Origin of the sequence: Salipiger pentaromativorans, from assembly GCF_024721115.1 — a bacterium.
Classification (GTDB): Bacteria; Pseudomonadota; Alphaproteobacteria; order Rhodobacterales; family Rhodobacteraceae; genus Salipiger; species Salipiger pentaromativorans.
Genome location: NZ_JAMDHK010000025.1, coordinates 7,501 through 20,130, shown reverse-complemented (window position 1 = coordinate 20,130; position 12,630 = coordinate 7,501). Strand labels below are relative to the sequence as shown.

Genomic DNA, 12,630 nt, shown 5'->3' with positions numbered 1-12,630 from the left:
TCACTCATGCGGCCATGAAAGCCGCCATTCCCTTCCCGCAGTTCTCGCCCGAGATCTTCACGCTCACGCTCGGCAGCTTCGAGTTCGCGCTGCGCTGGTATGCGCTCGCCTATATCGTCGGAATCCTGATCGGCTGGCGGCTGGCGGTGATGGCCGTGACGCGCGTCCGCCTCTGGCGCGACGACAGCCCGCCGATGAGCGCGGCGCAGGTCGAGCAGCTTATGACCTGGGTGATTCTGGGGATCATCCTGGGCGGGCGGCTGGGGTTCGTGCTGTTCTATCAGCCGGCCTATTACCTGAGCCACCCGGCTGAAATCCTGATGGTCTGGCACGGCGGCATGTCCTTTCACGGTGGGCTGATCGGGGTGATTCTGTCGGTGCTGGGCTTCTGTCTGAAGAATCGCGTGCCGCTGATGCCCACCGCCGACATGATGGCGCTTGCGGTGCCGCCGGGGCTGCTGCTCGGGCGGCTGGCGAATTTCGTCAATGCGGAGCTGTGGGGCCGGCCCACCGATCTGCCCTGGGGCGTGATCTTTCCCGGACAGGCGGCGCAGGATTGCGGCCAGGCGCTCGGAACGCTTTGCGCGCGACATCCCTCGCAACTGTATGAGGCGGGGCTCGAGGGGCTGCTTCTGGGCGCTCTGCTGATCTGGCTCGCCTTTGTCGGGGGGGCGCTGAAACGGCCGGGCACGGTGGCGGGCGTGTTCTTTGCGGGATACGGGTTTGCGCGGGTGCTGGTAGAGCTTGTCCGTCAGCCCGATGCGCAATTCGTGTCCGAGGGCAATCCGCTGGGGCTGGTGTGGCATGTGAATGGCTACGGGCTGACCATGGGGCAGATCCTGTCGCTCCCGATGATCCTGATCGGGCTGGGGCTGCTGCTTGCCGCGAGGCGCCGGGGATGACGCCGCTGAAGGAGATCCTGACACGGAGGATCGCCGTGGAGGGACCGATGAGCCTGGCGGAATACATGGGGCTGTGCCTCATGCATCCGCAATACGGCTATTATCCGACGCGCGATCCCCTGGGCGCGGCGGGCGATTTCACCACCGCCCCCGAAATCAGTCAGATGTTCGGAGAGTTGCTGGGGCTCTGCCTGGCGCAATGCTGGCTCGATCAGGGGCGCCCTTCGCGCTTTGTCCTGGCTGAGCTGGGCCCCGGGCGCGGGACGCTGATGGCCGATGCGCTGCGGGCGATGCGGGCGGTGCCGGGACTGGTGGAGGCGGCGGAGCTGCATCTGGTCGAGACCTCGCCGCGCCTGCGCGCGGAGCAGGCGGCGCGGCTGAGCGGGGCGGCTCCCGTCTGGCAGGACAGCGTGGCCGCGCTGCCCGAGGCGCCGCTGTTTCTGATCGCCAACGAGTTTTTCGACGCGCTGCCGATCCGCCAGTTCGTCCGGGCGGGGCAGGGCTGGGCCGAACGGGTGGTCGGGCTGCGCGACGGGGTGCTGAGTTTCGGGCTGACGGAGCCCGCCGCGCAGGCCGCGCTGGCGCACCGGCTGGCGGACACGCAAGAGGGCGATCTGGTCGAGACCTGCGCACCCGGGCAGGGCATCGCCGCCGAGATCGGCCGCCGCATCGCGGCGCGGGGCGGGGCGGCGCTGATCGTCGATTACGGCGACTGGCACAGTCTGGGCGATACCTTGCAGGCGCTGCGGGCGCATGAGCGCGCGGCGCCGCTGGAAACCCCGGGAGAGGCCGACCTCACTGCGCATGTGGATTTCGAGGCGCTGGCGCTGGCCGCGCCCTGCGCCCATACGAAACTGACGCCGCAGGGGGTGTTTCTCGAACGTCTGGGCATCACCGACCGGGCCCGCGCGCTGGCTCGCGGGCTGAGCGGCGCGGCTCTCGACAGCCACGTTGCCGCACATCGCCGGTTGACGCATCCCGGTGAAATGGGTTCGGTGTTCAAGACGCTCGGATTCTTCCCCGAAGGCGCCCCACCGCCGCCCGGATTGCTGACATGACGCTTGAGATCATCACCTCGCACAGCCTTTCGCCCCTGCGGCACGGGTTCTTTACCCGAAAGGGGGGTGCCTCTTCGGGCGTATTCGCGGGGCTCAACTGCGGCAACGGCTCTTCCGACCAGTCGGAGATCGTCGCGATCAACCGGGCGCGGGTCGCCGCGGCCATGGAGGTGGCGCCGGAGCTGTTGATCAATGTGCATCAGGTGCATTCGGCGAAGGTGGCCGTGGTCGAGGGGCCGCATCCGGGCCCGGTGCCCGAGGCGGACGCGGTGGTCACCGCAACGCCCGGCGTGGCGCTGGCGGTGCTGACCGCAGATTGCCAGCCGGTGCTCTTCGCCGACGCGCAGGCCGGGGTGGTCGGGGCGGCGCATGCGGGCTGGCGCGGCGCGATCGACGGCGTGCTCGAAGAGACCGTGGCCGCGATGGTCGCCCTGGGGGCGACGCGCGAGAAGATTGCCGCGGTGATCGGCCCGTCGATCAGCCAGCGCGCCTATGAGGTGGGGCCCGAGTTCTTCGACGATTTCATGGGCGAGGATCCCGCCAATGCCCGCTTCTTTGCCGGCGGCGCGGGGGACCGGATGCAGTTCGATCTGCCGGGCTACGGGCTGCACAAGCTGCGCGAGGCAGGGGTGAGTGCGGAATGGACGCGGCACTGCACCTATTCCGATCCCGAGCGCTTCTTCTCTTACCGGCGCTCCTGTCACGAGCAGGAAGCCGATTACGGCCGGCTGATTTCGGTGATCCGTCTCTAGGCCCTGGTGGCGCCTGGCCCGTTCAGCCTGGAAACAAACGCCTCTTTTTCTGGAAATTGTCCGCCTGCCGTCAAAAACCCGCCCCAATTCGGTAGCATCTTCGAGGGTACAACGCAGGGGGCACCTGCGGTCACAGGCAAGGCCCGAACAGGCAATACCAAGGAGCAGGATCATGAAAAAGCAAAGCCGTTTCATCAAATCGGTCGTCGCAACCGCCAAGAGCACCGATGTCGAGCTGCCCTGGGCGCGCGGCACCCGCCGCGCCGCCGCCATCGCCCGCCGCGAGGCGCAGGCCCCGATTCTCAAGCGCGCCTGAAAACAGCGTCGATTCGCCCGAGTTTCGGCAGAATGTGGCGAAATAGTTGAGAATTTTCTGACAATATTACCGACCTGACCGGATTGACCGTGAAAAAACGGTTTAATCCGGTTTAATTTTGACAGAGACGCGGCATTGCGGCCTGTTCGTGTTCAACGAAATCGCAATCGTCCTTCTGTCGTTGTTGGTGGGGGCCAACACGGATGTGACCAGCCTCGAGGGGTGTTCACATGTCTAGCCTTCACCAGTCTTTCCGTTCCGTGGACGACGCGGTTTCCCTGCAAATCTCTCGTGATACCGTATCTCTCCGGGACGGGCGGCCTCGTCGCGCACCTTCTCTCATGCGCAAATACGAGGCCGCCGCGCTGCTGCCGGATCTCTCGATCTCGTTCAAGAGCCATGTCGCCCCTGCGACCCCGCTTTTCGAAGAGGCCACGACGGCCTTCGCCCGCGGTACATTGGTGCCCACCGTCCGGGGGCTGGTCGCGGTCGAGGATCTGCTGCCCGGCGATTACCTGGAATCGAGCGAAGGGGCGCAGCCGGTCACCTGGATCGGCTCGACCACCTACGTGCCGGGCATCGAGGACGATGCCACGACGCTTGCCTATCTCGCCCGGATCACCTCGGACGCTTTCGGCCCCGGCCGCCCGCTGGGCGACGTTCTGGTGGGGCCGGCGGCACGGATGGTGTTGCAGCGCGGGCGTCTGAAATCGCTGATCGGACAGGACCGGGTGCTGGTGCCGGTGTCCGATTTCGCCGATGGCGACCGCATCGTGCGGGTGACGCCGGGCGGCGCGGTGCAGCTCTATCATCTGATGCTGGGCCGCCACGGCACGATTCGGGTCGGCGGGATCGAGATGGAGACCTATCACCCGGGCAAGGCGATCACCCAGCCCATGGGGGATGCGCTGCGCGCGCTGTTCCTGTCGATGTTCCCGAATATCGACGTGGTGCAGGATTTCGGCGAGCTGACCATGACCCGCACGACGCGCGAGGTCATCGACAGCCTGACCGCCATGTAAGAGGCTCAGCGCGGCGTTCGGTGTCGTGAGCGGGAAAGCCCCTGACCGGGTCGCCGTGCCGGGGCGTTTTGTTACGCCGAGCGGCTGAGCCGTTCTTCAAGCACGTCGAAGGGAACGCCGGGCTCGTCCTTCGCGCCGCGGATCACCAGCGAGGTTTTGACGCTGCCGACATTCTCGGCGGTCAGCAGCTCTCCGGTCAGGAAGCTCTGGAAGGTCGAGAGGTCGGGGGCGACGCATTTGAGGATGAAATCCACCTCGCCGTTCAGCATGTGGCATTCGCGGACCAGCGGCCAGGCGCGGCAGCGGTCCTCGAACACGCGCAGATCTGCCTCGGCCTGGCTTTGCAGCCCGACCATGGCAAAGACCTGCACCTCGAATCCCAGCTCGCGCGGGTCGACATCGGCGTGGTAACCCCGGATGAACCCCTGCTCTTCCAGGGTGCGCACGCGGCGCAGGCAGGGCGGGGCGGAAATGCCCACACGTTTGGCAAGCTCGACATTCGTCATGCGGCCATCGGCTTGCAGCTCGGCCAGAATCTTTCTGTCGATCGGATCGAGCCGGTTTCCGGGCATCTTTCGTCCTCTTGTGAATTCGCGATTGTTATACCACCCGCGGCGCGCTGCGCAATAATGTTTCATAAACGTGAAAGATTGTTAAGGGATGGCGAATTTGCCCGGTCTGGCGGGGCTTGGGGTTTGCGCCGACGCGCCGCGTGTCTATATGCAGTCCGGAATGTGAAGTCACAGCTTGCGAGGCGCCTCCCATGTCCGACACACGCCATACCAAGGTTCTGATCATCGGCTCCGGACCGGCCGGCTATACCGCCGGCGTCTATGCCTCCCGCGCGATGCTGGAGCCGATTCTGGTGCAGGGGCTCGAGCCCGGCGGTCAGCTCACCACCACCACCGAGGTCGAGAACTGGCCCGGCGAGACCGAGATCCAGGGGCCGGAGCTGATGGTCAAGATGGAGGCCCATGCACGCGCCATGGGCACCGAGATCATCGGCGACATCATCAGCAAGCTGGAACTCGACAAGCGCCCCTTCGTGGCGCATGGCGACAGCGGCACCACCTACACCGCCGATGCGGTGATCCTGGCCACCGGCGCGCGCGCCAAATGGCTGGGGCTGCCCTCCGAGGAGGCCTATAAGGGCTTTGGCGTGTCGGCCTGCGCCACATGCGACGGCTTCTTCTATCGCGGTCAGGAAATCGTGGTGATCGGCGGTGGTAACACCGCTGTGGAGGAGGCACTGTTCCTGACCAACTTCGCGTCGAAGGTGACGCTGATCCACCGTCGCGACGAGCTGCGGGCAGAGAAGATCCTTCAGGACCGGCTGCTCAAGCACGAGAAGATCGTGCCGCTCTGGCATCACCAGCTCGAAGAGGTGGTGGGCGAGGACAGCCCGAAAGGGGTGACCGCCGTGCGTGCGAAGAACGTACAGACTGGCGAGATCACCGAGATTCCCTGCAAGGGTGTGTTCATCGCCATCGGTCACGCGCCGGCGAACGAACTGGTCAAGGATGTGCTGGAAACCCACATGGGCGGGTATGTCGTGACCCAGCCCGACAGCACCGCCACATCGATTCCCGGCGTCTTCGCTGCGGGAGACCTGATCGACCATAAATACCGTCAGGCGGTGACCTCGGCGGGCATGGGCTGCATGGCCGCGCTCGAGGCCGAGCGCTGGCTGGCCGAGGAAGGCGCGCCCGAGCCCGCGCCGGCGGGGCAGGGGGCCGAACTGCCGGTTTCCGGATAAGGCCCGGTCACGGTGGATGAATTTCGCGGGCTCGCCATCGGCGGGCCCGTTGTCGTTCGGCTCCGAAGACATTCGGGGCGGCGTTGCAAAAGAATCACGTCGGCGGGAATCCCCGCCCAGCGGAAGTTTGGGCTTTCCCGGGACGCGCTTCCATGCGAAGTGTTCACGCGTGAACACATTTGAGTCGCACACTATGTCCACGCCCGGTGCCAAACCGATTACCGATGAGGAAGCTCAGTTCTTCCACCTCCTGCGCCAGCTCGATCTGGCGCCGGATGCGTCGCAGAGGGAGATCTCTTCGGCAATCGGCGTGTCTCTGGGGTGGCTCAATGCACAGCTTCGGGCCGCTGCCGAAGCGGGGTTCATTAAAATCAGCGAACGCGGGGGCCCGGACCGGCGCCAACGTTTCGCTTATGCGCTGACTTCGCGCGGCGCAGCCGAGAAGGCCCGGCTGACAGACCGGTTCCTTGCCCGGAAACTCCTGGAATACCAGGTTCTACACGCCGAGCTGACCGGCAGCGGCAGCGGCTATGTCCCATCAAGCAACAGGACCACATTGATGCAAAATAACCTTGCTCCCATCCCCGAGCTTTTTGTCTCGTACGACAGTGCGCAGAAGCTGAAGGTCGAAGCGGCCGACCTCGTTTCGCATGACCTTTCTCCGCGCCAGATCTGCGATCTCGAACTGCTCATGAATGGCGGATTTTTCCCGCTCAAAGGCTTCCTGTCGGAAGAAGATTACGACGGCGTTGTCGACAACATGCGCCTCGCGGACGGCACGCTCTGGCCGATGCCCATCACGCTCGACGTGAAAGAGGCGTTCGCCGACAAGATCGAGATCGGTCAGGACATCGCGCTGCGCGATCAGGAAGGCGTGATCCTCGCCACCATGACCGTCACCGACAAATGGGAGCCGAACAAGGCGAAAGAGGCCGAGAAGGTCTTTGGCGCCGACGATGACGCGCACCCGGCCGTCAACTACCTGCACAACACCGCCGGCAAGATCTATCTGGGCGGCCCGGTGACCGGCATCCAGCAGCCGGTTCACTACGATTTCCGTGCCCGTCGCGACACGCCCAACGAGCTGCGCGCCTATTTCCGCAAGCTGGGCTGGCGCAAGGTCGTGGCCTTCCAGACCCGCAACCCGCTGCACCGCGCCCACCAGGAACTCACCTTCCGCGCCGCGCGTGAATCGCAGGCCAACCTGCTGATCCACCCGGTCGTCGGCATGACCAAGCCGGGCGATGTCGATCACTTCACCCGCGTGCGCTGCTACGAGGCGGTTCTCGACAAATACCCGGCATCGACCACCACCATGTCGCTGCTGCCGCTCGCCATGCGCATGGCAGGCCCCCGCGAGGCGGTCTGGCACGGCCTGATCCGCAAGAACTTCGGCGTGACCCATTTCATCGTCGGCCGCGACCACGCGGGCCCCGGCAAGAACTCGGCAGGCGACGACTTCTACGGCCCCTATGACGCGCAAGAGCTGTTCAAGGAGCACGAGGAAGAAATGGGCATCGAAATGGTGCCGTTCAAACACATGGTCTATGTGGAAGAGCGCGCCCAGTACGAGCCCAACGACGAAATCGCCGACAAGGACAGCGTCAACATCCTGAACATCTCGGGCACCGAACTGCGCCGCCGTCTGGCGGAAGGGCTCGAAATCCCCGAGTGGTTCTCCTTCCCCGAGGTGGTCGCCGAGCTGCGCCGCACCAAGCCGCCGCGCTCCAAGCAGGGCTTCACCGTGTTCTTCACCGGCTTCTCGGGCTCGGGCAAATCGACCATCGCCAACGCGCTCATGGTCAAGCTCATGGAGATGGGCGGCCGCCCGGTGACGCTGCTCGACGGCGACATCGTCCGGAAGAACCTCAGCTCCGAGCTGGGCTTCTCGAAAGAGCACCGCGACCTCAACATCCGTCGTATCGGCTATGTGGCCTCGGAGATCACCAAGAACGGCGGGATCGCGATCTGCGCGCCCATCGCGCCCTACGCGACCACCCGTCGTGCGGTGCGCGAGGACATCGAGCAGTTCGGCGCCTTCATCGAGGTGCACGTGGCCACCACGATCGAGGAATGCGAGAAGCGCGACCGCAAGGGGCTCTACAAGCTCGCCCGCGAAGGCAAGATCAAGGAGTTCACCGGGATTTCCGACCCCTACGATGTGCCGGAGAACCCCGAGCTGCGCGTCGAGACCGAGAATGTCGATGTCGATAACTGCGCGCATCAGGTTATCCTGAAGCTGGAAAGCATGGGGCTGATCGCCGGTCACTGATCGGCAGCACCACAGACGAGACAGGGCCATGCGCGAGCTTCGCGCATGGCCTTTTTGTTTGTGCCACGGGGGCCTCGCGGCGGTGTGGGGCCACAAACGCGTTGATTTCTCATCGGGAACATGCAGTCATTTGTCATCTTTTTTAGGGGGGAGATTATTTTTTAGAGGGCAGAGACCGGCCTTCCCGGCGGTGCGCGGCCACATTTTTGACGGGTCGGGCTGCGGGGACGTGACGAGCGCTTTCAATGGCCACGGGGCTTTATGAGGGCACGGTCTGCCTGCGGTATACGGCAGCGTTTTTTTATCGGATGATTGTATGACACTTGTAACGCCACTGCGTTCGGGGGCGCAGACGACCGGGCGCGAAATCGAGGATTTCGGCCTCAATCTCGAGGACACAAGGGACAACGCCGCCGACATGCGGGAAAAGGTCGGCAATATCAAAACCGTTGTCGAGGCCGCGCGCTGGGCGCTGGAGCAGGCGCAGGAGGTCGAGGATCAGGCGACCAGCTTCGCCAACACGATCAAGTCCTTCAAATTCGCGCTGAAGCTCTCTGAAAAGGTCGGGCCGATGAACGCGCCGTCGAAGGCGCTGGCCGCGATCCTGGACCGGCTGGAGGATGTCGCGCTTTCGGTGCGCGACAAGGCCCGCCAGCTTGTCGATAAGATCGAGCGGGGCGGCTATATCGAGGATCTGAAGAACGCGGAAGACAAGCTCGGCGATGCCGAAGATGCGTTGCAGGTCGTCGAGAACAAGCTGGACAGCTATGCGGACAGCATCAACGACATCGTGGCGGCCTTCGATTTTATCGGGGCGCCCCTGGATCCGCTGGAATCTGCGGCAAATTTCGCCGCGCGGCCGATCAACGATCTTCTGGTGCCGATCAACCGGTCCTACGATTCCATCGAGGAACGGTTGCAGTTTCTCGACGATGCCTTTGCCGCGACCGAGTCGAGCGCGGGCCTGTTCGATCCGCTGACCGATGTGGCCAGGGCCTTCGGGACCATAAACGACGCGCTGGCATTCCTCGCGACGCCGCTCAATGCGGTTCAGTCGGCGTTGCAGCCCATCGAATGGGCGCTGGATGCCGTCGGCGTCGTCTATGACCTGACGGTCGGCCCGGTTGTCGATTGGCTGCTCGAGACGCTCGGCATTCAGGACCTGCTGGACCGGATCGGCGACGCGATTTCCCAGGTCCTGCCCGATGCCGATGTTCTCGACGCCATCGTCGCCCGTTTCGACGATGCTTTCGGCGAGATCGCGGGCTTTCTCGATGGCTGGAACCCCGACATCGACAGCTATGTGGCAGATGTCCAGAACGACGTGCTGAACGCCATCGGCGCGCTGGCGCCCGATGCGCTGCGCTTTGGCGACGAGGGGCATAACGTGCTTTACGGCCGGGCCACCGAGCTCGATCTTCTGCACGGGATGGAGGGCAACGATACCGTCTACGGCTATGAGGCGGGGGCCGCAGCCAGCGCCACGAGCGGCGATCTGTTCCTGGCCAGCTCGGGCGACGATTTCCTGTACGGCGGGGCGGGCACCGACTGGCTGGTGCTGCGCCAGAACCTGGCGGACTACAGGATCACCCAGTTTTCCAGCATGGCGCCGGTGATCTTTTTCGACACCCGCGGCGAGTGGGGGCGGGAGGTTGTCGAGGGGATCGAGTATTTCGTCTTCAATGACGGCGTTTACACGCTGGACGAACTGCGGGACATGGGCATCCTGGCGCCGCCTGCCACGAATGGCGACGATCTGATCATCGGCGCCACCGGCGACGACGTGATCGTAACGCTGGATGGCGAGGACACCGTCGATGGCGGCGCGGGGCAGGACACATGGCTGTTCCCGACCGACAATCGCTCGGGCAATTCGCTCACCACGGTCGAGTTGATGAGCGCCATCGAGGATTCGGCGGGAAAGTCTTATGACGGCTGGGCCTGGGACGGGCGGGACCGCGACTACCTGACCTCGATCGAAAATGCGACGATCGAGGACGACCGCGACGCGGTTCTGATCGGGACGGACAGGCTGAACGCTCTGATCACCGCCGGCGGGCGCGATTTCCTGAACGGCCTTGCCGGCGACGATCTGCTGCACGGCGGCGCGGGGCGTGACTTTCTCATCGGCGGACCGGGCCGCGACCGGGTCTATGGCGGAGAGGATAACGACACGCTGATCGGCGGGCCGGTGACGCCCGGGCGCGGCAGTGTCTATGACGGCGGGGCGGGGACGGATCGGCTGGTCTATTCCTCCCAGGTCAGCAATTACCGCCTCTATCCCGAACATGTGACACTGGAGGACAGGGATCTTCCGGCCAGCGGGCCGCTGCGCATCTATGCCGGCACCGGGCGGATTCAGCACATGGACGGGGGCACGGTGATTGCCACCGACCTCGCCTCGAACATCGAGACCTATGTCGGATCGGACAGGAACGACACGATATATGGTGCCGAAAGCCCCGACGACTCGCTACGCTGGACCATCGACGGCGGCGGCGGAGACGATCTGATGTATTCCGGCGGCGCGGATTCGGTGCTGGGCGGGACCGGCTCCGACATGATCGTGCTGACCGAAAAGGGCTCTTTCGTCGATGGCGGGGACAGCGGCGGCGACATCGACACGCTGGATCTGCGCCAGTTCACCGATGCGCGCTGGTCGATCACCAACAGTTTCGATGAGCGGATCCGCTTCGAAGCCTATGCGGATTTCGAGGTCGAAAGCCTGAACAGCGACGACATCAACATCGGCAACACCGAGATCGTGCAGCTTTTCAGCGGCAGCTTTCAGGGCATCGAGGTGCTGCTGCTCAGCAACGGCAACGATGAGTTTTACGCGCAGGGGACCGCGCGCATCGAGATCTTCGGTGCCGGCGGTGACGACCGCCTGGTGCGCTGGACTGCGAATGACGGCAACCCGTCGGCGATTTTCCATGGCGGCGACGGCAACGATTATCTGGGGCTGCGCCTCTCCGGGGCGCTGTACGGCGATGCCGGAGACGACGAATTCTATCTCGACGCCTCGGGCAATCAGACCGTCGAAGGGGGCTCGGGCGACGATTTCTTCCGGGTCGAGCGGATGAACGGCCCGCTGGATGGTGGCGCGGGCTATGACGTGCTGTCGCTGGAAGGCACCAATACGGTGCAAAGCGTGGTGGATCTTGCCGCAGGCACCGGCTCGGCGCAGTTCATCAACCGGCTTGGCGGCTTGCAGAACCAGGTGACGTTCACGGCGATCAGCGGGATCGAGACGCTGATCGGCGGTGACAGCGTGCGCGACAGCTTCTTGGGGACCGCGGCGGGCGAACGTTTCGTCGGGCGGGGCGGCAACGACTCGCTGACCGGACGCGGCGGCGAGGACGCGCTGTTCGGCGGCGCCGGCAATGACGCGCTGTTCGGCGGCGCGGGCAACGATCTTTTGCACGGCGGCGCCGGGGACGATTATCTGGATGGCGGCACCGGGGGAATCGATACCGCCTCCTATTCGAACGCGCGCCCCGACGGGCCGAACGGCGCCCTGGCCGCCGGAGATTTCGGCGGGGTGACTGTGGATCTGGCCGCGGGCACCGCCACCGGGGCGCAGGGCAGCGACACGCTGATCGACATCGAGAACGTGATCGGCTCGCAGGCCGGAGACGTGCTGCGCGGCGACGGGCGGGCCAATGCGCTGTCCGGCGGGGCAGGGGACGATCTGCTCGACGGCCGGGGCGGCAACGATGTGCTGTCGCTGGGCGAGGGCAACGACACCGCCCATGGCGGCGCCGGGGACGACATCTTTCTGCTGGGGCCGGGCAACGCGACGCTCGACGGCGGCACCGGAACCGACCGCCTCGTCTTCGGGTCGGTCAATGGCGATGCAACGATCTCGGTCCGGACGGGCAGCTACAGCGCAGTTCTGGCGCAATCCACCCCGGTCTGGCGCGACACCGGAACCTCCGAGGCGCGGTCGTGGAACGGTGGCCTGCTGACGCCCAGGGACATCATCGAAACCGAGGCCGCCTTCGCGAATTCGGCCGATGACCTCACCCGCAGCCTTCCGGGCGCCAGCGACCCCGATGCCGATCTGTTCGAGATCGTCTTCGCCGATGTCTATGCGCCCTTCACCGGCCAGTTCTCGGGGATCGAAGAGATCGCGGCGGGGCTGGGCGACGACACGATCGAAGGCTCCACCGGTCAGGAATACCTGATCGGCAACGCCGGAAACGACGTTCTGATCGGCGGCGAGATGGAGGATGTGGCCGACAGCGCGGGGGCGAAGGTCTATCGCGTCTATCGCGCGACGCTCGACCGCGATCCGGATTCCGCCGGATTCGCCAACTGGTCGGCCCGCATCGAGGATGGGCAGCCGCTGCAACAGGTGACGCAGGGCTTCGTCAATTCTGTGGAGTTCCAGAACACCTATGGCGCGCTCGACAATGCCGGCTTCGTGACGCTGCTTTACAGCAACGTACTCGACCGCGATCCCGATGCCGCCGGGCTGGCCAACTGGGTAGCGCGGCTCGACGGCGGCATGAGCCGGGCGCAGGTGGTGACCGGCTTCTCGGAAAGCACC

General features: G+C 65.0%; 9 protein-coding genes (1 of these 9 only partly in view). 8 read left to right on the top strand and 1 reads right to left on the bottom strand.

The features are described from left to right. The first annotated feature begins 14 nt into the window (after positions 1 to 14). From lgt to M4578_RS24115, 5 genes are all read left to right on the top strand, one after another. Positions 15 to 902 carry a prolipoprotein diacylglyceryl transferase gene (lgt, locus tag M4578_RS24135; protein WP_258095699.1) on the top strand — a complete coding sequence of 296 codons (888 nt, stop codon included), beginning with the start codon at positions 15 to 17 and terminating at the stop codon, positions 900 to 902. Continuing rightward, positions 899 to 1,960 carry a class I SAM-dependent methyltransferase gene (locus M4578_RS24130; RefSeq protein ID WP_258095698.1) on the top strand — a complete coding sequence of 354 codons (1,062 nt, stop codon included), beginning with the start codon at positions 899 to 901 and terminating at the stop codon, positions 1,958 to 1,960. The genes lgt and M4578_RS24130 overlap by 4 nt, the downstream gene beginning before the upstream one ends. Next, positions 1,957 to 2,712: a peptidoglycan editing factor PgeF gene (pgeF, locus tag M4578_RS24125; RefSeq protein ID WP_258095697.1), complete on the top strand. Its 756-nt coding sequence runs from the start codon at positions 1,957 to 1,959 to the stop codon at positions 2,710 to 2,712. The genes M4578_RS24130 and pgeF overlap by 4 nt, the downstream gene beginning before the upstream one ends. A gap of 172 nt (positions 2,713 to 2,884) precedes the next feature. Further along, on the top strand, positions 2,885 to 3,028 hold the full coding sequence (locus M4578_RS24120) for a hypothetical protein (RefSeq protein WP_258095696.1): 144 nt from the start codon (positions 2,885 to 2,887) through the stop codon (positions 3,026 to 3,028). A gap of 341 nt (positions 3,029 to 3,369) precedes the next feature. Then, a complete protein-coding gene (locus tag M4578_RS24115; RefSeq protein ID WP_258095695.1) occupies positions 3,370 to 4,050 on the top strand; it encodes a Hint domain-containing protein in 681 nt (226 codons plus the stop codon). 71 nt (positions 4,051 to 4,121) lie between these two features. On the opposite strand, the gene M4578_RS24110 is transcribed toward M4578_RS24115, so the two are convergent. Beyond that, positions 4,122 to 4,622 (bottom strand): Lrp/AsnC family transcriptional regulator, encoded by a 501-nt coding sequence (locus tag M4578_RS24110; protein WP_258095694.1) that lies wholly within the window; start codon positions 4,620 to 4,622, stop codon positions 4,122 to 4,124. Positions 4,623 to 4,813: 191 nt separating this feature from the next. Here M4578_RS24110 and trxB point away from each other — a divergent pair, with 191 nt between their 5' ends. From trxB to M4578_RS25730, 3 genes are all read left to right on the top strand, one after another. After that, on the top strand, positions 4,814 to 5,806 hold the full coding sequence (gene trxB, locus M4578_RS24105) for a thioredoxin-disulfide reductase (RefSeq protein ID WP_258095693.1): 993 nt from the start codon (positions 4,814 to 4,816) through the stop codon (positions 5,804 to 5,806). A gap of 193 nt (positions 5,807 to 5,999) precedes the next feature. Beyond that, positions 6,000 to 8,078 carry a bifunctional sulfate adenylyltransferase/adenylylsulfate kinase gene (locus M4578_RS24100; RefSeq protein WP_258095692.1) on the top strand — a complete coding sequence of 693 codons (2,079 nt, stop codon included), beginning with the start codon at positions 6,000 to 6,002 and terminating at the stop codon, positions 8,076 to 8,078. A 316-nt stretch (positions 8,079 to 8,394) separates the two neighbouring features. Continuing rightward, positions 8,395 to 12,630 carry the 5' portion of a DUF4214 domain-containing protein gene (locus M4578_RS25730; protein WP_274705740.1) on the top strand. The gene runs 708 nt beyond the window's last position, so the window shows 4,236 of its 4,944 coding nt (coding positions 1-4,236); it begins with the start codon at positions 8,395 to 8,397; the stop codon falls past the right edge of the window.

Bases quoted from the DNA above. Each gene is read 5' to 3' on its own strand.
- lgt (WP_258095699.1), top strand. From the start codon at position 15: ATGAAAGCCGCCATTCCCTTCCCGCAGTTCTCGCCCGAGATCTTCACG.
- M4578_RS24130 (WP_258095698.1), top strand. From the start codon at position 899: ATGACGCCGCTGAAGGAGATCCTGACACGGAGGATCGCCGTGGAGGGA.
- pgeF (WP_258095697.1), top strand. From the start codon at position 1,957: ATGACGCTTGAGATCATCACCTCGCACAGCCTTTCGCCCCTGCGGCAC.
- M4578_RS24120 (WP_258095696.1), top strand. From the start codon at position 2,885: ATGAAAAAGCAAAGCCGTTTCATCAAATCGGTCGTCGCAACCGCCAAG.
- M4578_RS24115 (WP_258095695.1), top strand. From the start codon at position 3,370: ATGCGCAAATACGAGGCCGCCGCGCTGCTGCCGGATCTCTCGATCTCG.
- M4578_RS24110 (WP_258095694.1), bottom strand. From the start codon at position 4,622: ATGCCCGGAAACCGGCTCGATCCGATCGACAGAAAGATTCTGGCCGAG.
- trxB (WP_258095693.1), top strand. From the start codon at position 4,814: ATGTCCGACACACGCCATACCAAGGTTCTGATCATCGGCTCCGGACCG.
- M4578_RS24100 (WP_258095692.1), top strand. From the start codon at position 6,000: ATGTCCACGCCCGGTGCCAAACCGATTACCGATGAGGAAGCTCAGTTC.